Source organism: Acinetobacter sp. YH12021 (genome assembly GCF_013420145.1).
Classification (GTDB): domain Bacteria; phylum Pseudomonadota; class Gammaproteobacteria; order Pseudomonadales; family Moraxellaceae; genus Acinetobacter; species Acinetobacter towneri.
In genome coordinates this window covers 12,845-36,651 of record NZ_VOYT01000022.1, presented here as the reverse complement: position 1 = coordinate 36,651, position 23,807 = coordinate 12,845, and the positions used below count along the sequence as shown (strand labels likewise).

The window sequence follows — 23,807 nt, the reverse complement described above, 5'->3', positions numbered from 1 at the left end:
CGACTCATGAGTGCTCGGTTATATGCGGGCCAATTGGTTGTGCGGTAGATTTTGTGTGTAGGCTTCTTCATTTGAAAATTATATCGCTGAAAAAGCCTTTACAGATAGGTTTGTGCAACAAAGCCTTTTAAATTCAAAACTCTAATTAAAGCCAAATCAATCCATTCTTTCATGGTTATTTTGAGTCATTGAATCTCAGTGATTCACAGAAAATCGCTGCTACTCGGCAGTAATTTTTGCTTTGCTAATACATAATTCTTGTATTTTCCAACCCTGAATATAGCGCCAGATTTCTTGAATATACCCTTGATCATCCGCCAAACCAATTTGAATCCGACAGTTAACCTGCTCACGATCAAACTCATATTCTTCTAATTCAACATTCGGTTTGATCGGTTTCCAGACACCATTATTCACTGCATGCTGAATGTTGGCATAACGTGTTTCACGATTTTCCACACGTGATTCTGCCGTATAAACGACTTTAAAATCTTCATCTTCATAGTGTGCTAACAGCTCCACATTGCCAGTAAAAAAAGCATTCACCCATGCATCACGTGCTTGTTCTAATTGATTATCCATCTTAATGATTCTCCTATATTTTTGGCTTAATGTAGCTCAGCATGACAGAACAATAAGTCAGTTTTATAAAAGTTATTTGGATGAATCACGACAACAACAAAAGCCAAACATAAAAAAGCACTCCGTAGAGTGCTTATGGTTATGCGGATGATTTGGACGAATTAAGCGTCAATATCTGCATTTAAGGCATTTTCTTCAATAAAGGCACGACGTGGTTCTACATCATCGCCCATTAAGCAAGAGAACATGCGGTCTGCTTCAATGGCATCATCAATGGTGACTTGCAACATATTGCGGTTTTCTGGGTCCATCGTGGTTTCCCAAAGTTGTTCCGCATTCATCTCACCCAAACCTTTATAGCGCTGAATCATCATGCCGCGACGCGAGTCCTGCAAAATGTGTTGCCACACTTGATGGAAATTGTTGACCGTAATTTTACGTTCGCCTTTTTCCAAATACGCACCTTCTTCAAGCAGCGTAAACCAGCTTTTTGAATTTTTCAGCAAACGTGCATATTCAGCTGAACCCAGCAAACCTGTGTCTAGCAAATAGGTATGTGGCAAGTTGTGCACATATACCGTGATTCGTGGCCAATACGTTGCAGATTTTTGACCATCCGCATCTTCTTTTTCAAACTGTTCGATGCTTAATTCAGGACGCAAACTTGGTTGTAATCGTTCAATGCTTTGACGTAATTGCTCGCCCCATTGTTGTACATACGCCTGATCTGCTGCTTGATCAATTTTAAAGGCATCTAATTCTAATAAACCATCCAACAGACTTGCAGGATAACGCAGCGTTAAACGGCTCAAACTCTTTTGTGAAGTTTGATAATCAGCAATGACTTTGGCTAAAGCCTCACCACGAATTGCAGGTGCATCAGCACTCACATGCAGCTCCAATTCATCAATCGCATTAGAAATTAAATAGGTTTCTAAAGCATCGTTATCTTTGATGTATTGTTCCTGCTTGCCTTTTTTCAGCTTATACAATGGTGGCTGTGCGATATAAATATGACCACGCTCAACCAATTCTGGCATTTGACGGAAGAAGAAGGTCAATAGCAAGGTACGAATGTGTGAACCATCTACGTCAGCATCGGTCATGATGATGATTTTGTGATAACGCAGTTTGTCTGGGTTATATTCTTCACGACCAATACCACAGCCCAAAGCGGTAATTAAAGTACCTACTTCTGCCGATGAAATCATCTTGTCAAAACGGGCACGTTCCACGTTCAGGATTTTACCTTTCAGTGGCAAAATTGCCTGCATTTTACGGTTACGACCTTGTTTAGCCGAACCACCTGCAGAGTCACCCTCAACTAGATATAATTCAGATAATGCAGGGTCTTTTTCCTGACAGTCAGCCAATTTACCAGGCAAACCTGCAATATCCAAAGCACTCTTGCGGCGCGTCATTTCACGGGCTTTACGCGCCGCATCACGGGCACGCGCTGCATCAATAATTTTACCCGCAATGGATTTTGCCGCTTGTGGATTTTCCAATAAATATTCAGAGAAAGATTTATTCATGGCCTGCTCAACAGCAGGTTTCACTTCACTCGATACCAATTTTTCTTTGGTCTGTGATGAGAATTTTGGATCTGGCACTTTGACCGACACAATCGCGGTTAAACCTTCACGTGCATCATCACCCGACACCACGACTTTTTCTTTTTTCAGGATATTTTCGCTTTCCATGTAGTTGTTTAACCCACGGGTTAGCGCAGCACGGAAGCCTGCCAAGTGCGTTCCACCGTCTTTTTGTGGAATGTTATTGGTAAAGCAACGTACGTTTTCCTGATAGGAATCATTCCACTGCAAAGCAACTTCTACGGTAATTCCGTTTTCAGCCTGTGTCGTGAAATGGAAAATTTCATTCAGATGGGTTTTGCCTGCATTGATATATTTCACAAATTCAGACAAACCACCTTCATAGTCAAAAATATGTTCTAAATTGACACGTTCATCACGCAATACAATACGCACGCCCGCGTTTAAGAAAGACAATTCACGCAATCGGCGTGCCAAAATATCCACATTAAAAATGGTTTGGCTAAAGGTTTCAGCACTTGGCCAAAAACGCACAGTCGTACCTGATTGCTCAGTGTCGCCCACTACTTTTAAAGGATATTGTGGATCACCATGGCGGTATTCCTGTTGGTGAATTTGACCCGCGCGTTTAATCGTTAATTCAAGTTTACTCGATAAAGCATTGACCACCGACACACCAACGCCGTGCAAACCGCCCGACACTTTATAACTGTTGTCATCAAACTTACCACCTGCGTGCAGAATGGTCAGAATGACCTCTGCTGCAGAGACACCTTCTTCAGGGTGAATATCGGTTGGGATACCACGACCATTGTCAGATACGCTGACAGATTCATCTTCATGGATAGTCACCAAAATTTCATCACAATGACCCGCCAAAGCTTCATCAATAGCGTTATCGACTACCTCGAACACCATGTGATGCAAACCTGTACCATCATCTGTATCACCGATATACATGCCTGGGCGTTTACGAACAGCATCTAGGCCACGCAATACTTTGATACTAGAGGAATCATAAGCCTTTTCATTGGTTTGTTCTGTAGTAGAGACAGATTGATCTTCTGAACTCATGGTTTCTCCCTAGTGAAAAATAGGTCTATCCAAAGATAAAAAAATTATTGCTCAACAGCCTGCACCGTTCCGTGATCGACCTGAAATAAGCGATAAGGAATCGACAACGCTTGTAAGTGTTGTTGCACGGATTGATGATCTAAAGTGGTAATAAAAACTTGACTACCCAATTGGCTTAATCGTTCAATTAAACGTTGTTGTGCGCTTAAATCTAATTCTGCTGTCAGATCATCTAATAATACCACAGTTTCCTTATTAGACGCATGCAGCATTGCAATCTGTGACAGTTTTAATGCCATAATCAATAGCTTTTTCTGCCCACGTGACAGCACCACATCGGCATCACCCATTGGGGTTTTTAAGCGTAAATCTGCGCGGTGTGGCCCATATTCGGTATAGCGACGTTCCACATCTTTTTGATGATAATTGCACAGATCATTCAACAAGCCTGTTTCGGTATGAAAGCCTGCGCTGTATTCCAGACTAATGTGTAAATCAGGCAATAAATACTGTAAATCTTGTGCAAAAAATTGCTGCCATTGTTCCACCGTTCCCAAACGCTGCCGATGCAAAATCTCACCATAATCACTGAGCATTTTGTTCCACGGTTCCAAGTCCGACAGACTTAAATGTCGCTGTGATTTAAGCAAACTATTACGTTGTTTTAAGGCACGTGAATAATATTGCCAAGCGTGATAAAACTCTGGTTCCACGTGGAACATCAACCAGTCCAACAGTTGCCGTCGTGGTTTTGCACCATGGTCAATAATATCGGTACTGAGTGGATCAATATGTTGTAAAGGCAGAATTTTAGCCAATTGCCCTTGGGTCGCAACAGGGTCGCCATTGACCTTAATCAACTGCTCACCCGATGCCATTTTTTGCATGCCAATTTTTTCAGTCAATGACTGAGCAAATACAATCGCATCTTGGCTACTGTTCTGAATGTAATTTTTAGGAATATGGGTGCGAAAAGAACGCCCTGTCGCCAATAAATGAATCGCTTCTAAAATCGAGGTTTTACCCGAACCATTTTGCCCATAAAAGACGTTAAACGGCTGCAACTCATGAAGTGCAACCGCTTTTAAGTTCCGAACACGCTCGATATGTAAACGCGTAATATGCATGATTCAGCTAGATTTAATCTTGAAATAAACCGCTCACTTAAACACGCATTGGCATCACAACATAGGTTTGATCTTGATGTGCTGGATCTTGTACCAATACCGATTGATTGGCTTCGGTCATGGTCATCGATACATCATCGCCATCCAATGCCCCTAATACGTCCAATAAATACTGTGCGTTAAATGACATTTCTAACGGCGAATCGGCATATTGAATCGCTAAATCTTCAATTGCTTCATCTTGTTCTGGGTTATTGGCACGTAATTGCAAGGTGTCCGCACTAAAATTCAGGAATACGCCACGCAATTTTTCATTACTTAAAATCGCCACACGCTGTAAAGATTGTTTAAATACATCATGCGCGATCAGCACGTTTTTATCACCACCACGTGGAATCACACGGCGATAATCTGGGAACTTACCATCAATTAATTTAGTGGTAAAACGCACGGTAATTTCTGCTTGTTCTTTGTCACGGCTTGGGGTGCGAATGGTCACATTCAGCAATTCACGCCCAATTAAAAGTGCCAGTTGTTCATCTTCAATGCTCAGCAAACGCTGCAATTCAGCCACAGCTTTACGCGGCACAATGGCTTGAATTAATTGAGTAGCTGTCGAAGATGCCGCTGTTTCACACAAGGCCAAACGGTGACCATCTGTGGTCACAGCACGTAATTGGTTTTCATCAATTTCTAACAAAGTACCCGTTAAATAAAAGCGTACATCCTGCACTGCCATCGCAAACGCAGTTTTTTCAAACAAACGCTTCAGCTCACGCTCAGTAACCGTCACTTGCGTACCTTGAGCATTTTCTGTAGCCAATAATGGATAATCTTCCGCAGGCAAAGTACCTAATACAAAGCGGCTATTGCCTGATTTTAAAATACAGCGCTGATCTTCAGTGATTTGCAAATCAATCAAAGCTGCGCTTGGTAAAGATTTACAAATATCCATCAGTTTACGTGCAGGCACTGTAGTTTCCCCTGCCTGTAAACATGCCCCTTCAGTCAGATTCGTACTGGCAACCAATTCCACTTCCAAGTCCGAACCAGTAATGGTTAAGGCTTGCTCAGTCACCTGAACTTTGACATTGGATAAAATATTTAAGGTATGGCGACGTTCAACCGCTCCTACGACATGTGACAGAACATTCAGTAAGCTTTCTTTCGCGATTTTTAAACGCACGGTACATTCCTCTAACAACTGAAGATTGGAGTATAAAATAGGTTTTTTAGCAGTGTACTATGCGGCAAAAGCTGCCGCATGGCAAGAACAGAATTTGAGCAAATTCGGTCAACTTTGCAACAATCGTTGCAGGTTTTTATAGTCTTCGTTAAAGATCGGATCTTCTTCGCGCAGGCTTTGTACTTTTTCGCAGGCATGCATCACGGTACTGTGATCACGGCCACCAAATGCCATACCAATTTCAGGGAAACTGTCGCCTGTCAGCTCACGTGCCAAGCCCATTGCCAACTGACGTGGACGCGCATAAATACGGGTACGTTTTGGCCCCACCAATTCTTTGAGCGGAATACGGAAATATTCACTCACGACTCGCTGAATATTTTCGGTACTGATGGTACGTGCGCGAATTGCCAAGACATCTTTTAAAGATTCACGTACCACATCTAGATCGATTGGGGTGCCTTTAAAACGGGAAATTGCCACCACTTTATTGAGTGCACCTTCAAGTTCACGCACATTAGCCACCACTTGCTGGGCAATAAATAAAGCACAGTTACGTGGTAAATCTACGGCGCTGCTTTCAGCTTTCTTTAATAAAATTTCAATTCGGGTTTCAATATCTGGCGGTTCTACCCCGACTGATAAACCCCAAGAAAAACGTGACACCAAACGTGCATCCAATTCGGTTAATTCTTTTGGATAACGGTCTGAAGTCAAAATAATCTGTTTAGATTCATCCAATAAAGCGTTAAAGGTATAGAAAAACTCCACCAAACTGGCTTCTTTACCTGCCAATAAGTGAATGTCATCCACCAATAACAAATCTAAAGAGCGGCAGTTTTTCTTAAATTCTTCAACCTTGCCCTGCTGCAAAGAGCTGACAAAATCCTGCACAAAACTTTCTGCAGTCATGTACATCACCCGTGCATTCGGTTTGGCTTGCAACAAAGCATTGCCCACCGCTTGCATCAAGTGAGTTTTACCCAAACCTGTTGGGCCATACAAAAATAATGGGTTGTGCTGTGAAGCCCCCAATTGGGTCAATACCTTGCGACAGGTTTCCGCAGCCATTTGGTTAGAACGACCTTCCACAAATAAGGAAAAGGTAAATAACGGATTGAGTTGGCGTTTACGGCTTTTTGCAGAACTTTCTTCTTTTTCACGTTTAGGCTTGGCCACAGGCGCAGGGCTAGATTCCAGCGCAGCAGTAGTGGTAGCAGGTTGTTCACTGGCCGATAAAATTGCACCTGGACGCGAATCGACTAAAATTTCGACCTTACGCACGCGTCCCTCAGACAACTGCTCTGCCAAAATAGTAATCAATTCCAGATGATGTTCTTGAATGTAACGCGTCCAATAAGGATTAGGCGCATAAAGTTTTAATGTATCTTCAACTTCTTCTGCCACCAATGGGCGAATCCACATTGTAAAGACATTTCCAGAGAGCTCTTGTCGCAAGCGATTTAAGCAGTCCGTCCAAAGCATGTGAAACCCCTATCTAATCCATTTTTAAATTTAAAACTTCTCTCGACCGCCTGAGCGGGTCGCCATTCTAACCAAGTTATCCACATCTGTCATGACAAAATCAGCAAAATTGCTCAAAAAAGGAATCATTAAACCTGAATTTAAATTTGAAACGTGGTGTGGATAAGTTTATCCGCAAGGTGTGGATAAAATATAGCACAAAGTTATCCACATAATATTAAAATTATAGAAACACAGATATCCACAATTCAAAATTTTGTTTTATAAAAGAAAAAGTGGGTTTTCAACAGAAAAATGCGTCCCTAATAGTAATAAATTTAAATTTATAAATTTGAATTTATTTATAAGAAACATTGCAACTGTGGATAATTCAATCTGAGTTTAAATTTAAATTCAAAACCGAAAATTTTAAAATTAAACAGAATAAGCTTGTGGATAATTATGTGAATAATACTGTTAACAACTTATTAGTCAAGCATAAACAATTACTTATCTTGTGTATACTTTAATTTGTATGTTCAACCAGTCAATTGAGCGAAAACTTGTTAAAAAGAAAAATTTAGGCTTATTTTGCAAGAAACCGTGTTTTTCATTGACAGCTCAAGCAATGAGCACTAAAATCGCGGACCTTTATAGAAAGATCATTTTTGGAGTTTCGATATGAAACGTACATTTCAACCATCTGAATTAAAGCGTAAGCGCGTTCATGGTTTCCGTGCTCGTATGGCTACTAAAGCTGGTCGTCAAGTATTGGCTCGCCGTCGTGCAAAAGGTCGTCACAGCTTAACTGTTTAATACAGTCACGCTGAACCGACTCTTGGGTGTTATGACAACACTTTATGGCTTCAGCACAGAGTTGAGATTACGCTGTGCTGCCGATTATAAAGGTGTGTTTGATGGTGCGCTTTTTAAAGTGCATCAACCCCATTTCTTATTTCTTGCAAAACATTCCGAACTGCCGAATAGCCGTTTGGGTCTTGTCGTTGCAAAAAAGAAAGTGCGTCGTGCACACGAACGAAATCGAGTAAAACGACTTGCTCGCGAAAGTTTTCGCTTACACCAACAGCAATTAAATGACTTAGATATTGTGGTAATGCCCAAAGTTGGGGTAGATACGGTATCTAATGCGGAATTGCATCAGCAATTACAATTTGCTTGGCAGAAGTTACAACGTCTCGCCAAAAAGCATTCAAAAATAGCTCCCTCCCCACAAAAGTAGAGATGGCCAATGGTACTTTTACTGCATTGGTTGATACGTTTCTATCAGATCGCGATTAGTCCTTTATTGGGACCACGCTGTCGCTATATTCCAACATGTTCTCAATATTCTTTGGAAGCAGTCCATACGCATGGTGCTGTAAGTGGTGTGTGGCTGGCTACAAAACGTATTTGTCGTTGTCATCCGTGGGGTGGTTTGGGCTATGATCCGGTGCCGCCAAAAGTCATTCGTTTTATTTCATTTCAGCAAATAGATTCTCAAACGCATCACATTACTGTACCCTTTCGTGATCGTTTATTGAACCAAAATCACTCTAACCACTTGGGGTAATAGATATGCAACAATGGGCCAGGTTTGCAATTCTCGGGGCCATGTTTGTCGTCGCATATTTGCTCATTTTGGCGTGGCAAAAAGATTATGGAAATGCTGAAACAGCACCGCAGCAAAAAACTGCCGTTGTTTCACATGAAGTGTCTGCAGATTTGCCGAATGCCCAAACGGCTACAGCAGCTTCTGATGTACCGCAAGCAAATATTCCTGCACAGCAAACAACCGATGCCACAGCACCTGTAAGTCAGCAGCTTATTTCAGTACAAACTGACCTTTATCATCTTTGGATCAATCCGAAAGGTGGTGATATTGTTCGTGTTGAATTACTCAATCATGACAAAAATAAAGACAGTGACGATCCTTTCGTCATGCTGGAAAGCGATGCTAAGCGCACCTATGTCGCGCAATCTGGGTTAATCGGGCTGAATGGTCCAGACAGTAGCCGTAATGGCCGCCCAAGCTATGAAATTGAAAAATCGACTTATAGCTTAGCCGATGCCAAAGAAAGCAAAAATAAAGCGGGTGAAACAGTTAAAACTTTAACTGTCCCAATGGTATATAAAACTGCCGATGGTGTAGAAATCATTAAAACCTTTAGTTTTACTGAAGGTGAATATCCTGTGCTGGTGAATCACAAAGTGATTAACCGCAGCAGCCAAAACTGGCAAGGTCAGATGTTTGGTCAGTTGAAACGTGATAATTCAGATGATCCAGGCAAGTCAGATCAAGGTATTTTTACCTTGGGTACTTTCCTTGGCGGCGCATGGGGAACACCTGAAGAACACTACAACAAGTTGAAATTTGACAATTTTAATGACGAAAAATTGAATGTCGATGCAACAGGTGGTTGGGTGGCCGTGGTTCAGCACTATTTCGTGAGTGCATGGGTTCCGGGGCAGTTAAAATTGACGCAGGCCGATGGTCAACCGTATGCAGCGAAGTTGGAATCACGTAAATCTAGCGATGAAATGAACATCATTGGTTTTACCTCGCCAACTATTAATGTGCCTGCAGGTACGGTGGCAGAAGTTGATGCGACCTTCTACTCTGGTCCAAAAATTCAGTCTGAATTGAAAGATTTGGCGACAGGTTTGAACCAAACTGTGGATTATGGCTGGTTATGGCCAATTGCAAAATTATTGTTTATTGGTTTGCAATTCTTCCATGGTTTAGTGGGCAACTGGGGTTGGTCAATCATCTTATTAACCGTTCTTGTCAAACTGATTCTTTGGCCGTTATCGTCTAAGAGCTATCGTTCTATGGCGAAAATGCGTGTGATTGCACCAGAAATGCAGCGCATGAAAGAAGAATTTGGCGAAGACCGTATGCGTTTCTCGCAAGAAATGATGGCACTTTATAAACGTGAACAAGTGAATCCACTGTCAGGTTGTTTGCCATTGTTACTACAAATGCCAATTTTCCTTGCCTTGTACTGGGTATTGATGGAATCGGTAGAGTTACGCCATGCACCGTGGTTAGGTTGGATTCAAGACTTATCGGCAATGGACCCTTGGTTTATCTTGCCATTGTTGATGGGTGTGACCATGTATGTTCAACAAATGTTGAACCCACAGCCAACAGATCCAATGCAGGCAAAAATCTTCCGCATTATGCCTGTGGTATTTACCGTATTCTTATTGTTCTTCCCTGCAGGTCTAGTTCTGTACTGGATTGTCAACAACTTGATTACGATTTTGCAGCAAAGCTTGATCAACAAAAGTGTTGAAAAAGACCGCGCTAAACGAGAAGAGGCAACTCCAGTCAATTAAGTATGGCTGAGCTGCTGAATAAATCCGCTTAAGATGGTAATCTTAGGCGGATTTTTCTTTGCATATATTTTGAAAGTTTTAGGTGAATTTTATGTATAACCGCAGCACCATTGCCGCAATCGCGACTCCACCTGGCCGTGGTGGTGTGGGGGTGATTCGCCTGTCGGGACCAAAAGCCTATGCGATTGCCGCAGCCTTGACCCAAAAAGACTTACCCAAAGCACGTTACGCAGGTTTTCGCCAGTTTTACGATGCAGCCAATGAAGTCATGGATGAAGGTTTGGTGATTTGTTTCCCAAATCCTCATTCATTTACTGGCGAAGATGTGGTGGAACTACAAGGGCATGGTGGCCCAGTGATTCAAAATGCTTTATTGGCACGTTTACTGGAACTCGGTGCAACGGCTGCCAAAGCGGGTGAATTTTCGATGCGCGCCTTTGAAAATGGCAAGCTGGATTTGGTACAGGCCGAAGCCATTGCCGATTTAATTGATGCCACTTCACAAGCCGCTGCGCGTTCTGCAGTGCGTTCCCTTCAAGGGGCTTTTTCCACCAAAGTGAATACTGTGCTAGAACAGTTAATTCATTTACGTTTGCATGTTGAAGCTGCTATTGATTTTCCTGAAGAAGAAATTGACTTTTTGGCTGATGGGAAAATCCTCAATTTGCTAGATGAAGTGGCTACTTCGGTGACTGCTGTGCAACAATCTGCGCGTCAGGGACAATTGTTGCGTGAAGGTCTGCAGGTAGTGATTGCGGGCAAACCGAATGCAGGTAAATCTTCCTTACTCAATGCCTTGGCGGGTATTGAACGTGCGATTGTGACCGATATTGCAGGGACTACTCGTGACGTATTGCATGAAAAAATTACCCTGAATGGCTTACCAATTACCCTGACTGATACTGCAGGCTTGCGTGAAACAGGGGATATTGTGGAACAGGAAGGGATTCGCCGTGCGATTAAAGAAATTGAACAGGCAGATTTATTGTTATTGGTCTATGACTTGAGCCAAAACGAAGATCCGTTGCAATTGGCACAGCATTATTTTGCGGAACATATTGAACCGAAGCGTTTGATGTTGATTGGCAATAAATGTGATTTAACTGGTGTACAAGCTGCAATTTCAGATTTTAAAGGGTTTAGACATATTACTGTGTCGGCCAAACAAGAAACAGGTGTTCAATCGCTCATAGAGGCGATTACAGCGCATGCAGGCTTTCAGCCTGAAGAAGATACCTTTATTGCACGTACCCGTCATTTAGACGCAATGAAGCGCACGCAGCAGTATTTGGCTGAAGCACGTGAGCAGTTGGTGGTCTATCATGCGGGGGAATTAGTGGCTGAGTCGTTACGTCTTGCGCAGAATGCTTTGGGTGAGATTACAGGTGATTTTTCTGCAGATGATTTGTTGGGTAAGATTTTTGGATCGTTTTGTATCGGGAAATGATTTTTAGCGATTACTTCCTGATTTGATATGAAAATAGCATTAAGTTTTAGTGGCTTAGTGCTTTTTTATTATCCTATTTTAGGTTGGTCAGCTGATAAAAATCAGCCTATTTGATAATGTTTAGTGTCTCTTTTGTTACAAACCCGATTTAACCCATGTCATGTTTAAACGTTTCAATTTATCTTTATGAAAACCCATCAATAATCACGTAAGTCTTTTTAAACCGCAGCATTTAAAGCTATGATGAGAAAATAATCAAAAATTGGCGCTCAATTCAATCCTAAATGCACGAGATGAAATCTCTGATGGAGGTATTTGGATGTTTGAACTGGCTTTTTTACGTGAAATACTCATTTCTTCGGTTCATTTTTTGCAATTGTCACTCGAAGCCATTTCTGTGATTTGTGTGGTGATTGGTCTAGTTAAAACTTTATGGGTGCTGGTTCGGTTAAAATCGGGGCGTACTGCACGTTATTGTTTTGGGGATTGGCTTGCGACGGCGCTTGAATTTCAGTTGGCTGCAGATATTTTAGCCACCACGGTAGATCCAGATTTAGATAGCCTAATTAAATTGGCGATCATTGCAGTGATTCGAACCTTTTTGAATTACTTCCTGACCAAAGAGTTAGAACATCAAGCCCTTAATGAAAAATAATGGCTATTGAGTTTGAGATCAAAACAGAAGACATAGTCCCATTCATCTACAAGGTTTGAATAAACTCAGCTGATTCAAACCTTGTCCTGATTTTAACGTTTAGTTTAGGTAAAAACTCATCCTAAAACAGGTTTGTTCTGCAACTGGCGATACCAAATAATGATGTAGCCACACAGTAAGCAGATGGCTGCACAAAAGCTAAGTACGGCGGTGGTTAAACCGAAATGATCGGCCAGATAACCGACTGCAATAATTGGCAGAATTGTGCCTAAATAGCCCACAAATAAATAGGTCGACATCACTGCAGCGCGATTCTGTAGATTGGTCATGGCATGAATTAAGCCAAAAGCACCAATCAATGCCAACCCGTGTCCTATGCCTAGCAGCACATCACTCACAAAAAATAGAAAACTCCAATGTAAATACATGCATAAACCGAGTACCAATAAACTCAATAACAGCAAATACAGCCCATAATTTAGGCATTTTTGTGCAGGAATGGCTTTAGAAAAATACTGCACCAGCGCTGAAATCAGCAAAATACAGGTGATGGCCAAACCACTGACCAAAGGCCCGTGCCACGGAATAATCACTTGCACAAAAGAGGGAGAGAGCGAAGCAAATAAACTAAAGGCAGCAAAGGCACAGAATGCGGTTAAACCTGTAATATAAAATTCTGCATGAAAGCGTGGTTCTGGGCGTTCTAATTTTGGGGCAATCGAGAAGGCTTGTGGTGTAAATTCAGGTGGCGCTAAACGTAACAATCCAATAAAACACAGGACAGCACCCAAAATGACTGGAATATATGGGCTAAACAAAGGTGCTGCTGAAAATTGTGCCACACCGCCACCAAGCAAAGGGCCTAAGCCAAACCCGACTGCGGTAATGACTGAACTGAGCTGTGGCGCATGTGCTTTATGTGATTCGGGGATACTCCACATTAAGCCAATTAACGCCGATGTGGTCATAAGACCTGAAGCAATCCCAATCACAAAACGCCCCAAAGCAAGCCAAAGTGCATTGGTGGCAAACATCGACAGAATCAGTCCGAGGGTGATGATGACTAAACCCAATTCTAGGGTTTTTAAGAAGCCAATACTGTTGCTGGTACGTCCTAAAAAGAGCAAGGTAGCCAAACAACCGAGCATATACGCCACAAAAATAAAGGTGATATGGCTAGGTAAAAGCTGCCACAGTTCCTGATAAATTGGATACAGTGGGCTTGCAAGTGCCGTGCCCATGGTGCCAATAATCAGGGCGAGGCTGATCATCACAAAAGGATGCCAAGATTGAGATTGAGTCATAAAAAACTCGATTGATGGCTAAACTCTTGAGTTTAGTCTCATATAGTGAGAAATATCACTCGGTGTAAAGACAAGCCTTGAATCTGATCAAGCCTATTTGTGTTTAAGCATAGCGTTTTAGCAGTTTCATAAACTCTTCCAGTTCATGTTCATCAATCGCGCATTGATCACCAATCACATGATGACGCAAATGCGATTCGATTAACTCATTCATCAAACCATTGACCGCACCTTTAATAGCTGCGACTTGTTGTAAAACTTCAATACAGCCATGATCAGGATTGTGAAGTGCTTGTTCCACTGCCCCAATTTGCCCTTGTAGACGTTTGACGCGATTTAAAATTTTCTTATCTGTATGTAAATGACCCAACACATCACCTCAATTTCTATATACTCTAGGAGAGTATATTTAACAATGATTTCCCATTATGCGTCAGCAACACTCTCATAGTATCCATCCACATCAATTCGATCAAGGCAATCCGCTGGCGCAGAATAAAATATTATATGCGGCTTTGCTGACGGCTGTCATGATGTTCTTGGAAATCTTGGGTGGCTGGATTTTTCATTCCATGGCTTTGCTGGCAGATGGCTGGCACATGAGTTCACACATGCTGGCGCTAGGTTTGGCTTATTTTGCCTATCGGGCAGCACGTCATTATGCAGCCGATACGCGGTTTAGTTTTGGTACATGGAAAATTGAAATTTTAGCTGGCTATAGCAGTGCAATTTTATTGGTGGTGGTGGCTGCATTTATGGCAATTCACTCTATCGAGCGTTTATTTTTTCCTGTTGATATTCAGTATAACCAAGCCATTCCAATTGCGATTTTAGGGTTATTGGTCAATTTGATTTGTGCATGGTTATTACATGAAGATGATCACCATCACCATCACCATCACCATCACCATCACCATCACCATCACCATCATGAGCATACGCATGATAGCCATGACCTAAATCAAAAAGCCGCCTTTATGCATGTGGTGGCAGATGCGGTGACTTCAATTTTTGCGATTATTGCTTTAATTGCGGGTAAATATTGGGGCTGGGATTTTCTAGATGCACTGTTAGGTATTGTTGGTTCAATTTTAGTGGCGCGTTGGGCGATAGGTTTGATGCAGGAAACAGGGAAAACATTGCTGGATGCAGAAATGGATCATCCTGTGGTGGATGAAATTCGTGAAGTGATTGCAGAGTTACCAGTCAGTGTGATGATTACAGACTTGCATGTTTGGAAAGTCGGACAGGGTAAATTTTCCTGTATTTTGGCATTGGAAACCGCACACGATTTAGACGCAGATCAAGTCCGCACCGCCCTCGCCATTCATGAAGAAATTGTGCATATTACAGTAGAAATTAATCCGCCATCAGGCTTGAATGTTCCACGTGAAACCTAAAGCGTTGCATAGCAAAAACGAGTTGTAGCAATTGCGTAATTCTGGCTTAAAAATACTGAATTCTGTGCAGCTTTCAGCTTAGAATCAGGCTAAATTTACTTTATTTAGATGAAACACATGATTAAACAATTGAGTTTAGCTGCCTTAATGGGATTATGCAGCGCCGTGAGCATGGCCGATGTTGCAACGGTTAGTAAAAATGTCAAACAACAGCATCCGCAACTGAAATTAGACAATATTCAAGCCACAGAAATGAAAGGTATTTACAGTGCCTCTATGGATGGTCAAGTGGTGTATTTGAATGAAGATGCACAACATATTTTGGCGGGTTCAATGATTCGTTTAAAGGATCAGCATAATTTAACCAAAGATTTATTGATCCAACAAAACAGTGTCGATTGGAAAAAGTTACCGTTACAAGATGCAATCAAAAGTGTGCGAGGTACGGGAAAACGTCAGATTGCGATCTTTTCTGACCCAAATTGCCCATATTGTAAACAGCTTGAGGCTGAACTGAAAAAGCTGGACAACATTACAATCTATACCTTTATTTTGCCGTTAAAAGTGCAATCTGTTGCGCCATCTAAACAGGTGTATTGTGAGAAAAACCCTGCTCTTGCTTGGGAAAACCTGATCACAAAAGCACAATTGCCTACAAGTCAAAGCAGTTGTGCCAACCCTGTGGAGCGCAACATTGTTTTAGCGCATCGTTTAGGTGTAAACGGTACGCCTGCGATTATTTTCTCGAATGGCTTTAAAGTTATGGGAGCATATCCTGCGGCACAAATTGAACAGATTTTTAAAGAATTTGGTCTTTAAGAACGGCTAATTTTTTATCTGAGATTGGCAACTAAAATTGTGTAGTGTGTATCGGAGCAAACCTGAAATTTGTGATTGCGAAGTAGATATAAAAAAACCGCCTCAATTTTTAGGCGGTTTTTTTATTGAGAGAGAAGATGTTTGACTGAAAAATTACAGTCGTTAATACAGGATTTAAGCACGCGATTTCTTCATGAACGTATTATAAATAAATAGAATAATCAGCGCACCAATGATGGAGGCAATAAAGCCTGCGGCAGAACCATCACCGTACAATCCCATCATACGCCCTGCATAGGTTGCCAATAAAGACCCTGCAATCCCAAGTAAGGTGGTGACAATAAACCCTGCTTTATCATCTCCAGGATGAATCGCGCGGGCGATTAGACCTGCAATAAAACCCACCACAATTGCGACAATTAATGACCACATGAGCAGCTCCTTGTTATCTTTGTTTATGTTTTACATCATGTTTCAGACTTATCTTTGCCGAAAAATCCCAAGGAAAATAGTCGAATAATGCTACAGCATGTAGTGTTTTTGTCCTGTTAGATAGATGAAATGCAAATTTCAGCCATAAAAAAAAGTGATCTGAAACGATCACTTTTTTAAAGCGAGGCGTATTTGTTTTATAAGCCAATTTCGCCAATAAACGGAATATGACGATATTTTTGGTCATAATCCAAGCCATAACCGACAATAAACTTATCTTCAATTTCAAAGCCCATAAATTTAACTTCAAGCTCAATTTCACGGCGTGATGGCTTGCTAATTAAGGTACACAGCTCAATTGAATTTGGCTCACGGGTTTGCAAAATTTCCATCACTTTATTTAGGGTGTTGCCCGAGTCGATAATATCTTCAACCACCAAGACATCTTTACCGCGAATTTCACCATCCAAATCTTTTAAAATTTTCACATCACGCGATGACACAGTACCTCCGCCGTAGCTGGATACAGTCATAAAATCCAGTTCATGCGGCTTTTGAATGGTGCGGCATAAATCTGCCATGAACAATACAGAACCACGTAATAAGCCAATTAAAACCAACTCTTTGTCGCTATTGGCATAGTGAGCATTAATTTTTTGACCAAGTTCCTGAACTTTTGTTTGGATTTCTTCTGCAGAAATCAAAACCTGCATTTCAACTGTCATGGGTAGATACCTAAAAAGCAAAAATAAAAAAGGTGTTGACCTGCAACACCCCAAAATATGCGCTAATTTTAATATATCTTGCGCGATGTTGCACGTGCTTGCATGGTTAAAATAGCATCATTTTTGTGCTGAGTGAGAATCTGAGCGTAACAACAAAGCACAACCGAGTATCAGCATTGCCCATCCGATGGGTTTTATATACGAGGATTGCGCAGGTTTAGCCACCTGCTGCTGAGTTTTGATTGGGTTGGTAGTAGGCACGTTGTCCATAAATATAGGTCGCATGAATATTACGGTCATCTGCTAAAGTAATGAGGGCAAATAATGCATCTTCAAGATGTTTGGAACGTTGTTGTCGTAAGCGTTGTAAAGCGGTGGCATTTAAATCCAGCACCACAAAATCGGCTTCTTTGCCTACCTTAAAATTCCCCAGCTTATCGTCTAAGTCCAAAGCTTTGGCAGCACCTAATGTGGCGTGATACAACGCTTCAAAAGCAGAGAGTTTTGCCCCTTGCAGTTGTTGTACTTTATAGGCTTCATTGAGGATATGCAGTACATTAAACGTGGTGCCTGCGCCAATATCTGTACCTAAACCGACCTTCACCTGTCGCTCCCAAGTTTTATGCAGCGGAAATAAACCGCTGCCCAAAAATAAATTGGAGCTTGGACAAAAGGCAATTGCAGAATCGGTATGATGCAGACATTGCCATTCATGTTCTTCTAAATGCACACAATGCGCAAAAACCGAACGTGAACCTGTTAAACCATAGTGATGATAAACATCTAAATATCCATTTTGCTCTGGAAATAATTGTTTCACCCATGCAATTTCATTGTGATTTTCACTTAAATGGGTATGCACATAAACATCGGGATATTCGGCTTTAAGTTGCCCTGCCCGTGCCAGTTGTTCAGGGCTAGAAGTTGGTGCAAAACGTGGGGTAATCGCGTAGAGGTTACGTCCTTTTCCATGCCATTTTTCAATCAACGCTTTAGAGTCTGTATAGCCTGAGTCTGCACTGTCACACAATGCTTCAGGTGCATGCCGATCCATCAGCACTTTACCTGCAATTAAACGCATTTGATGTTGTGCTGCCGCTTCAAACAACGCATCTACCGATTCAGGATGTACCGTACAAAACACCAAAGCTGTGGTGGTGCCATTTTTCAGTAATTCCTGCACAAAAAATTGTGCAATCTGATCAGCATAGGCTTTATCTGCAAATTGCAGTTCAGTCGGAAAAGTATAAGTATTCAGCCATTCCAGTAATTGTTCACCATACGCGCCAATCATTTCAGTCTGTGGAAAATGAATATGGGTGTCGATGAAGCCAGGCACAATGAGATGGTCAGGATAATGTTGGAACTCAGTGTTGGCGTTTAGCTGTGCCTGCCCTTCTTGCCATGAACCAAACCACTGAATTTTGCCTTGTTCGCAAATTAACAAGCCATCGTCTACATAACGGACTTGTTCTGAAATTTGATCGGCTTGGCTGGTACAGTTTTTGAAATCAAGAAAGCGACCACGAATTGCGGTGCGTTGTACAGGAGATGGCATAAAACAACCTACATTTTTCATTTTTTCAAGAGATTGTACCTTAAATGTGGCTTGTAGCAGTATGATAAAATTTATCGTACGGTAAATTAAAACTTAGCTCAATTGATATAAAAAAGCCCTCTCGAAAGAAGGCTTGCAACGATGATGAGGACTGTTAAATTTTATAATGTGGTTTCATGGTGTTTTCGACTATGTCGAATTGATAACCACGCAGTGATTGTCAGTACGAGTACAATAAAGCCGAGTGAAATCCAGATAGGCATGTGGAATACATCTAACATCAGCATTTTAAAGCCAATAAATAGCAGAATTAAACCCAGCCCATACGGCAAATAATGCATTTTAGTGGCTGCTCCTGAGAGCAAGAAAAACATGGCACGTAAGCCCAAAATAGCCATAAGATTTGCGGTGAGTACAATAAAGGGATCGGTGGTCACGGCAAAAATTGCAGGGATAGAATCCACGGCAAAAATAACGTCAGATGCTTCGACCAAAATTAAAACTAAAAATAATGGCGTTGCCCAAAGTACACCATTTTGGCGCACAAAAAACTGATCTTTTTCCAGTGTTGGGGTAATACGCATGTGTTTGCGTAGCCATTTCAACAACGCCATATCTTCAATATTGCTGGCTTCTTGCTCTGGACCTTTTAAGAATTTAAAGCCTGTGTAGACCAAAAATGCGCCAAAAATATACAAAATCCAGGAGAATTCTTGTACAAACCAAGCTCCAATAAAAATAAAAATGGTTCTGAGAATAATTGCGCCCAGTACGCCGTAGAGTAAAATTTTACGCTGTAAGCCCGGTGGGATGGCGAATGCGGCGAAGATCATCAACCAAACGAATACATTATCAATCGCCAGTGATTTTTCCAGCAAATAACCCGCAAAGTATTCCATGACTTTGGTGTTGGCGACTTCTAGCCCAACGCTGTGTTTAAGATACAGCCATAAACCGCCACCAAATAAAGCTGCCACACTGACCCAGGCGATACTCCAATACGCAGCGGTTTTGACTTTGACCGATTCGCCTGCTTTTTGTTTAAAGCCTAAGAAGTCAATGGCGAGCATGACTGCAACAATTGCAAAAAAGACCAGATATAGCCATAAATTGCCGATGGATTCCATACAATCTCCACATCCAACAACTGGCCACAAAAAAACCTTGACCTGTTGTCAGATGATTTCAAACATCTGTAACAACATGATCAAGGTCTTGCCTACATAGAGCGGACTTGTATCAACAAGTATGTGCACTATGCTCAGCGTCCGACTTTTTGCAAAGTGTAATGACGAAACGCTGACACGTTAAAGTTATATTTTAACGCTTGGAGGAGGCTACTCCCCTTGTTCAACATAATTTGGGATTAGGACGCTGCCTAAATCTGCGTAAAGAATTACATAATTTTAAGTGTTGTGCAATTTATTCTGTATGGTAAATCACTTTAATTTGTACAAATTCAGCACAATATTTCGTAAAGAGTGTGGCAAATTGAAAAAATAGATTTAGTTTGATAGGTGGACTTATGCAAATTCAACATCAAAAAACCCAACGCGGTGGCGAGTTTTTTATTGAACGAGATGGTCGGCATATCGCTGAAATTACTTATCAATATCAAGATGATCACACTATTTTAGCCGATCACACTTGGGTCGATTCGACATTACGTGGTCAAGGGGTTGCCCGTCAACTATTAGATATTTTGGTCGCCTTTGCACGTGAAAAGCAGCTAAAAATTGTGCCTGTTTGCTCTTATGTTGAGACGGCATTTGAAACGGATACACAATATGCCGATGTTGTGGCTTAAAAAATATTATTTTTTAATCGCTATGGTTGAGCTGACCTGTTTTTCTACAAACACTTTTTTAAAGTAGATCAACAGGTAAGGTATTGCATACATTCCAATCAGCATGCTGAATAAGAAGAATTTGAGCATCACTGAATCATTCAGTGCAATACATAAACCACTGATAAGCGCAATACAAAACCAGTGGAAAAAAAATGAGCTTACCCACTGCTTTAAACTTAGCCCTAATACAAAAGATGAAATGAGTATATTTGTTTCTTCATTCAGACCTAAACGGTGAAAGCCAATCAGCATGCAAAAATAAACAATTAATAAAAATGATGTGGTAAGCACGTCTTTGAGCATGACTTTCTCCAAAACTAAACCAAAACCGTACTTTCAATGCAATGTATGTTAAAAGATGCTACACATACACCATAGTGGTAAACGTACGCTTGAATTGTCAGTCATAAATTACAATTGATTAAAAAATAATCAAAACCACAAAATAATGAGTGATTATTTGAGTCTATTATCTTAATTTCATGACTACTTTTACATTTACAGAGTGTGATATGTTAATCAGGTTGTGTTATGCGAGTACCCGAGCAGAACATCAAAATGATTTACTCCAAGAAATCAGTGATATTTTGGCAACAGCTCGTCAATTTAATGCTGCACAACACATTAATGGGGTACTTTATTATGCTGAAGGTCATTTTTTTCAGTGTTTAGAAGGTGAACAACAGCAGCTCGAGCAATTATTTGAGCGTATTCAACAGGACCCGCGCCACCGTGATGTCTTTCGCTTCCCTGACCAAATACTTGAGCATGTCCATTTTTCAGAATGGTCTATGAAATATGTTCATAGACATAGTCAAATTTCGAGTTTATTTAAAAAGCTCGGCTTTGATGTTTTTCTACCAAATCGTTTGGATGAAAAGACGGTACAGCAATTTTTAGCTTTACTTTTGGATTTAGAACAAACCATCTTGCCTGAAAAATCTCAACGGGGTTATAAAAATAGAGGTTATTCAAACTTTTTCTGAATTTAGTTTGTAGGGCATTAGGGTCATTTGCCTCTATCTATTGAAAACGGTTTAAATATTAAAAAGCCAATCTACAGCATGCAGATTGGCTTTTTTATCATGCAATAAAGTCAAGATTATTTGTCATTCATTATCACTTTCAGGGCTTTTTCATCTGAAGTATGTTTAAACATATCATAGGCTTTTTCAAATTCTGAAAATTAAAATGGTGTGTTGCTTATTTTTCTCAAGGCAATTTAGCTGAACAGCAATTTTTTAGCAGCATGACTGTCGTATATTGGCATTCACTGAACCCGTGGTAATGGTCAGGATTTTAATCCAGAGTTTGTTTAATTCAAAATTTACGACTTGCCCTTTGTGCGCCACATTGGCAATATGTCCGCCTGCTTTGACGACATTTTGTCAAATATTCCAAGTTGCTTCGGCACTTATAGTTCCATGGCGCAGTCTACTCCACGACCACCTGTAATTTCTAAAATACGTTAAACCGCATCTTCTTCTGCCTGGGTATCATCAATCTTATATCCCATGATCTATTCGCCTTCATTTTGGAGTGTGCATAGAGGTGTTTTTGACAGTTTTCACATGTAGTACAACGGCTGACACAAGGAATGATGCTCTATGTCGCCTTTTTTTGAAATTTTTGATTGCTGAACCAACTTCATCAACCATCCCGATGCCTTCGGGACCTCAAATACGGCCATCAAATTGCCCTCACTTGGCAATTGCGTTACTCGCAGGAAGTTATCTTTCTAAAGTAACAGATCAAGATAATAAGTTCCTGAGCCGCATATTTTTTTAAAAATAATAATATATAAATTTATAATTAATATGGAAATCCCCTAATTTTTGCTAAAAACAGGGGATTTTGAAAGAGATTTCACTTGGTTGAAGCGATTTTAAGCCGTCTGTTGCAAAGCCTGAATGAGTTTTTGATGTAAACCACCAAACCCACCATTGGACATAATGACCACAGCATCGCCCTCACCTGCCTCGCTCACGATGTTTTGAATGATTTCATCCAACGTATTGGCCACCACTGCATGATTGCGAGCAGCCGCAACCACAGGCTGTAAATCCCAGTCTAAACCTTCAGGTTGATACCAAATTACAGCATCGGCCAAATGTGCTGAATCTGCCAAGCCCTCTTTATGATTGCCCATGCGCATGGTGTTGGAACGTGGTTCAATAATCGCCCAAAGCTTACGTTGACCCAAACGCTTACGTGCGCCATCTAGCGTGGTTTCAATTGCGGTTGGATGGTGGGCAAAGTCATCATAGATTTCAATGCCACGTATGGTGCCTAATAACTCCATACGGCGTTTCACCCCACCAAAATTGGACAGTGCAGTACATGCAGTTTCAATTGCAACCCCAACATGCTCTGCTGCGGCAATGGTTGCTAAGGCATTGGCGACACTGTGCTGTCCGGTCATATTCCAGCGCACTTCACCTTGTAGCACACCATTTTTTAGGACTTTAAAATGCGAACCATCTGCTGCAAGTTGTTCTGCATACAGTTCCGCTTGTGAATCTGCATTAAGCGAAGTACGTAGCACAGGTGTCCAACAGCCCATTTCTAACACTTCATCAATATGGGTTTCTGTAATTGGGGCAATAATGCGCCCTTCACTTGGGATGGTACGCACCAAATGATGGAATTGTTTTTGAATTGCGGCCAAATCATCAAAAATATCGGCATGGTCAAATTCAAGGTTATTTAAAATGGCGGTTTTAGGATGGTAATGTACGAACTTGGAGCGTTTATCAAAAAACGCAGAGTCGTATTCATCGGCTTCGACACAGAAATACTTGCCTGCACCCAAACGTGCACTTTCACTAAAGCCTAAAGGAACGCCGCCAATTAAAAAGCCCGGTTCTAAGCCTGCCTGATCCAATACCCACGCCAACATGGTGGTGGTGGTGGTTTTGCCGTGCGTGCCTGCAACGCCCAGTACGTGTTTGCCTTGCAAGACATGATCGGCCAAAAATTGCGGGCCAGAAATATACGGTAAACCTGCATTGAGCATGTATTCAACCGCATCAATCCCACGTTTCATGGCATTGCCCACAATCACTAAATCAGGATGCGGTTGTAAATGGCTGCGGTCATAACCTTGCATTAAGGTAATGCCTGCATTTTCCAGTTGAGTCGACATCGGTGGATAGACGTTTTGGTCTGAACCTGTGACGGTATGTCCTAAATCGCGGGCCAAAAGTGCCAATGAGCCCATAAATGTGCCACAAATACCCAAAATATGCAGATGCATTCCGCCTTACTCCACTGCTTTTATAGACACATCA

Annotated in this window: 23 protein-coding genes; 10 read left to right on the top strand and 13 right to left on the bottom strand. The window is 41.3% G+C overall.

What is annotated here, in order from left to right; translation table 11 throughout:
- Positions 1-219 precede the first annotated feature (219 nt).
- The 5 genes from FTT91_RS12720 to dnaA all read right to left on the bottom strand — a co-directional run bounded on the left by FTT91_RS12720 (position 220) and on the right by dnaA (position 7,010).
- Complete coding sequence (locus FTT91_RS12720; protein WP_004969754.1) at positions 220-582, bottom strand: hypothetical protein; 363 nt, start codon at positions 580-582, stop codon at positions 220-222.
- A gap of 161 nt (positions 583-743) precedes the next feature.
- Complete coding sequence (gene gyrB / locus FTT91_RS12715; RefSeq protein ID WP_004969755.1) at positions 744-3,212, bottom strand: DNA topoisomerase (ATP-hydrolyzing) subunit B; 2,469 nt, start codon at positions 3,210-3,212, stop codon at positions 744-746.
- Between the two features lie 44 nt (positions 3,213-3,256).
- The gene (gene recF / locus FTT91_RS12710) at positions 3,257-4,339 is read right to left on the bottom strand and encodes a DNA replication/repair protein RecF (protein WP_004969757.1); all 1,083 of its coding nucleotides are present in this window, start codon (positions 4,337-4,339) and stop codon (positions 3,257-3,259) included.
- 37 nt (positions 4,340-4,376) lie between these two features.
- The gene (gene dnaN, locus FTT91_RS12705) at positions 4,377-5,525 is read right to left on the bottom strand and encodes a DNA polymerase III subunit beta (protein ID WP_004969759.1); all 1,149 of its coding nucleotides are present in this window, start codon (positions 5,523-5,525) and stop codon (positions 4,377-4,379) included.
- A gap of 108 nt (positions 5,526-5,633) precedes the next feature.
- Positions 5,634-7,010 (bottom strand): chromosomal replication initiator protein DnaA, encoded by a 1,377-nt coding sequence (gene dnaA / locus FTT91_RS12700; RefSeq protein ID WP_004969761.1) that lies wholly within the window; start codon positions 7,008-7,010, stop codon positions 5,634-5,636.
- Positions 7,011-7,670: 660 nt separating this feature from the next.
- Here dnaA and rpmH point away from each other — a divergent pair.
- From rpmH to FTT91_RS12670, 6 genes are all read left to right on the top strand, one after another.
- A complete protein-coding gene (gene rpmH, locus FTT91_RS12695) occupies positions 7,671-7,805 on the top strand; it encodes a 50S ribosomal protein L34 (protein WP_000831329.1) in 135 nt (44 codons plus the stop codon).
- Positions 7,806-7,836: 31 nt separating this feature from the next.
- A complete protein-coding gene (gene rnpA / locus FTT91_RS12690) occupies positions 7,837-8,229 on the top strand; it encodes a ribonuclease P protein component (RefSeq protein WP_004969764.1) in 393 nt (130 codons plus the stop codon).
- Positions 8,230-8,238: 9 nt separating this feature from the next.
- Entirely contained in the window at positions 8,239-8,559 is a 321-nt protein-coding gene (gene yidD / locus FTT91_RS12685; RefSeq protein WP_180169570.1) for a membrane protein insertion efficiency factor YidD, read from the top strand.
- Positions 8,560-8,564: 5 nt separating this feature from the next.
- Positions 8,565-10,328, top strand: a complete 1,764-nt coding sequence (gene yidC, locus FTT91_RS12680) for a membrane protein insertase YidC (RefSeq protein ID WP_004969769.1) — start codon at positions 8,565-8,567, stop codon at positions 10,326-10,328.
- 91 nt (positions 10,329-10,419) lie between these two features.
- Complete coding sequence (mnmE, locus tag FTT91_RS12675) at positions 10,420-11,775, top strand: tRNA uridine-5-carboxymethylaminomethyl(34) synthesis GTPase MnmE (RefSeq protein ID WP_179997519.1); 1,356 nt, start codon at positions 10,420-10,422, stop codon at positions 11,773-11,775.
- Positions 11,776-12,094: 319 nt separating this feature from the next.
- Positions 12,095-12,430, top strand: coding sequence for a DUF1622 domain-containing protein (locus FTT91_RS12670; RefSeq protein WP_180052182.1), 336 nt, complete (start codon positions 12,095-12,097; stop codon positions 12,428-12,430).
- Positions 12,431-12,546: 116 nt separating this feature from the next.
- On the opposite strand, the gene FTT91_RS12665 is transcribed toward FTT91_RS12670, so the two are convergent.
- Positions 12,547-13,734 carry an MFS transporter gene (locus FTT91_RS12665; protein ID WP_171287397.1) on the bottom strand — a complete coding sequence of 396 codons (1,188 nt, stop codon included), beginning with the start codon at positions 13,732-13,734 and terminating at the stop codon, positions 12,547-12,549.
- A gap of 103 nt (positions 13,735-13,837) precedes the next feature.
- On the bottom strand, positions 13,838-14,104 hold the full coding sequence (locus tag FTT91_RS12660) for a metal/formaldehyde-sensitive transcriptional repressor (RefSeq protein WP_004969779.1): 267 nt from the start codon (positions 14,102-14,104) through the stop codon (positions 13,838-13,840).
- A gap of 58 nt (positions 14,105-14,162) precedes the next feature.
- On the opposite strand from FTT91_RS12660, the gene dmeF reads away from it, so the two are divergent.
- Together dmeF and FTT91_RS12650 are read left to right on the top strand one after the other, a co-directional pair.
- Positions 14,163-15,134 carry a CDF family Co(II)/Ni(II) efflux transporter DmeF gene (dmeF, locus tag FTT91_RS12655; protein WP_180169569.1) on the top strand — a complete coding sequence of 324 codons (972 nt, stop codon included), beginning with the start codon at positions 14,163-14,165 and terminating at the stop codon, positions 15,132-15,134.
- A gap of 171 nt (positions 15,135-15,305) precedes the next feature.
- A complete protein-coding gene (locus tag FTT91_RS12650; protein ID WP_373686123.1) occupies positions 15,306-15,953 on the top strand; it encodes a DsbC family protein in 648 nt (215 codons plus the stop codon).
- 174 nt (positions 15,954-16,127) lie between these two features.
- On the opposite strand, the gene FTT91_RS12645 is transcribed toward FTT91_RS12650, so the two are convergent.
- The 4 genes from FTT91_RS12645 to FTT91_RS12630 form a co-directional block, all read right to left on the bottom strand.
- Positions 16,128-16,385 (bottom strand): GlsB/YeaQ/YmgE family stress response membrane protein, encoded by a 258-nt coding sequence (locus FTT91_RS12645; RefSeq protein WP_004969785.1) that lies wholly within the window; start codon positions 16,383-16,385, stop codon positions 16,128-16,130.
- Positions 16,386-16,582: 197 nt separating this feature from the next.
- A complete protein-coding gene (gene hpt, locus FTT91_RS12640) occupies positions 16,583-17,110 on the bottom strand; it encodes a hypoxanthine phosphoribosyltransferase (RefSeq protein WP_004969787.1) in 528 nt (175 codons plus the stop codon).
- Between the two features lie 217 nt (positions 17,111-17,327).
- Entirely contained in the window at positions 17,328-18,668 is a 1,341-nt protein-coding gene (guaD, locus tag FTT91_RS12635) for a guanine deaminase (RefSeq protein WP_180038204.1), read from the bottom strand.
- 161 nt (positions 18,669-18,829) lie between these two features.
- Positions 18,830-19,795 carry a TerC family protein gene (locus tag FTT91_RS12630; protein ID WP_104852786.1) on the bottom strand — a complete coding sequence of 322 codons (966 nt, stop codon included), beginning with the start codon at positions 19,793-19,795 and terminating at the stop codon, positions 18,830-18,832.
- A gap of 398 nt (positions 19,796-20,193) precedes the next feature.
- Here FTT91_RS12630 and FTT91_RS12625 point away from each other — a divergent pair, with 398 nt between their 5' ends.
- A complete protein-coding gene (locus tag FTT91_RS12625; RefSeq protein WP_180169567.1) occupies positions 20,194-20,475 on the top strand; it encodes a GNAT family N-acetyltransferase in 282 nt (93 codons plus the stop codon).
- Positions 20,476-20,481: 6 nt separating this feature from the next.
- Here FTT91_RS12625 and FTT91_RS12620 read toward each other — a convergent pair whose 3' ends face one another.
- Positions 20,482-20,820 (bottom strand): hypothetical protein, encoded by a 339-nt coding sequence (locus FTT91_RS12620; RefSeq protein WP_019836200.1) that lies wholly within the window; start codon positions 20,818-20,820, stop codon positions 20,482-20,484.
- Positions 20,821-21,029: 209 nt separating this feature from the next.
- On the opposite strand from FTT91_RS12620, the gene FTT91_RS12615 reads away from it, so the two are divergent.
- Complete coding sequence (locus FTT91_RS12615) at positions 21,030-21,503, top strand: BLUF domain-containing protein (RefSeq protein ID WP_180169566.1); 474 nt, start codon at positions 21,030-21,032, stop codon at positions 21,501-21,503.
- Positions 21,504-22,402: 899 nt separating this feature from the next.
- On the opposite strand, the gene mpl is transcribed toward FTT91_RS12615, so the two are convergent.
- Positions 22,403-23,773 (bottom strand): UDP-N-acetylmuramate:L-alanyl-gamma-D-glutamyl-meso-diaminopimelate ligase, encoded by a 1,371-nt coding sequence (gene mpl / locus FTT91_RS12610; RefSeq protein ID WP_180169565.1) that lies wholly within the window; start codon positions 23,771-23,773, stop codon positions 22,403-22,405.
- Between the last annotated feature and the right edge of the window lie 34 nt (positions 23,774-23,807).

What these genes read in the sequence shown, in the direction of transcription:
- FTT91_RS12720 (WP_004969754.1), bottom strand. Translation starts at nt 582, where the DNA reads ATGGATAATCAATTAGAACAAGCACGTGATGCATGGGTGAATGCTTTT.
- gyrB (WP_004969755.1), bottom strand. Translation starts at nt 3,212, where the DNA reads ATGAGTTCAGAAGATCAATCTGTCTCTACTACAGAACAAACCAATGAA.
- recF (WP_004969757.1), bottom strand. Translation starts at nt 4,339, where the DNA reads ATGCATATTACGCGTTTACATATCGAGCGTGTTCGGAACTTAAAAGCG.
- dnaA (WP_004969761.1), bottom strand. Translation starts at nt 7,010, where the DNA reads ATGCTTTGGACGGACTGCTTAAATCGCTTGCGACAAGAGCTCTCTGGA.
- rpmH (WP_000831329.1), top strand. Translation starts at nt 7,671, where the DNA reads ATGAAACGTACATTTCAACCATCTGAATTAAAGCGTAAGCGCGTTCAT.
- rnpA (WP_004969764.1), top strand. Translation starts at nt 7,837, where the DNA reads ATGACAACACTTTATGGCTTCAGCACAGAGTTGAGATTACGCTGTGCT.
- yidD (WP_180169570.1), top strand. Translation starts at nt 8,239, where the DNA reads ATGGTACTTTTACTGCATTGGTTGATACGTTTCTATCAGATCGCGATT.
- yidC (WP_004969769.1), top strand. Translation starts at nt 8,565, where the DNA reads ATGCAACAATGGGCCAGGTTTGCAATTCTCGGGGCCATGTTTGTCGTC.
- mnmE (WP_179997519.1), top strand. Translation starts at nt 10,420, where the DNA reads ATGTATAACCGCAGCACCATTGCCGCAATCGCGACTCCACCTGGCCGT.
- FTT91_RS12670 (WP_180052182.1), top strand. Translation starts at nt 12,095, where the DNA reads ATGTTTGAACTGGCTTTTTTACGTGAAATACTCATTTCTTCGGTTCAT.
- FTT91_RS12665 (WP_171287397.1), bottom strand. Translation starts at nt 13,734, where the DNA reads ATGACTCAATCTCAATCTTGGCATCCTTTTGTGATGATCAGCCTCGCC.
- dmeF (WP_180169569.1), top strand. Translation starts at nt 14,163, where the DNA reads ATGCGTCAGCAACACTCTCATAGTATCCATCCACATCAATTCGATCAA.
- FTT91_RS12650 (WP_373686123.1), top strand. Translation starts at nt 15,306, where the DNA reads ATGGCCGATGTTGCAACGGTTAGTAAAAATGTCAAACAACAGCATCCG.
- FTT91_RS12645 (WP_004969785.1), bottom strand. Translation starts at nt 16,385, where the DNA reads ATGTGGTCATTAATTGTCGCAATTGTGGTGGGTTTTATTGCAGGTCTA.
- hpt (WP_004969787.1), bottom strand. Translation starts at nt 17,110, where the DNA reads ATGACAGTTGAAATGCAGGTTTTGATTTCTGCAGAAGAAATCCAAACA.
- guaD (WP_180038204.1), bottom strand. Translation starts at nt 18,668, where the DNA reads ATGCCATCTCCTGTACAACGCACCGCAATTCGTGGTCGCTTTCTTGAT.
- FTT91_RS12630 (WP_104852786.1), bottom strand. Translation starts at nt 19,795, where the DNA reads ATGGAATCCATCGGCAATTTATGGCTATATCTGGTCTTTTTTGCAATT.
- FTT91_RS12625 (WP_180169567.1), top strand. Translation starts at nt 20,194, where the DNA reads ATGCAAATTCAACATCAAAAAACCCAACGCGGTGGCGAGTTTTTTATT.
- FTT91_RS12620 (WP_019836200.1), bottom strand. Translation starts at nt 20,820, where the DNA reads ATGCTCAAAGACGTGCTTACCACATCATTTTTATTAATTGTTTATTTT.
- FTT91_RS12615 (WP_180169566.1), top strand. Translation starts at nt 21,030, where the DNA reads ATGTTAATCAGGTTGTGTTATGCGAGTACCCGAGCAGAACATCAAAAT.
- mpl (WP_180169565.1), bottom strand. Translation starts at nt 23,773, where the DNA reads ATGCATCTGCATATTTTGGGTATTTGTGGCACATTTATGGGCTCATTG.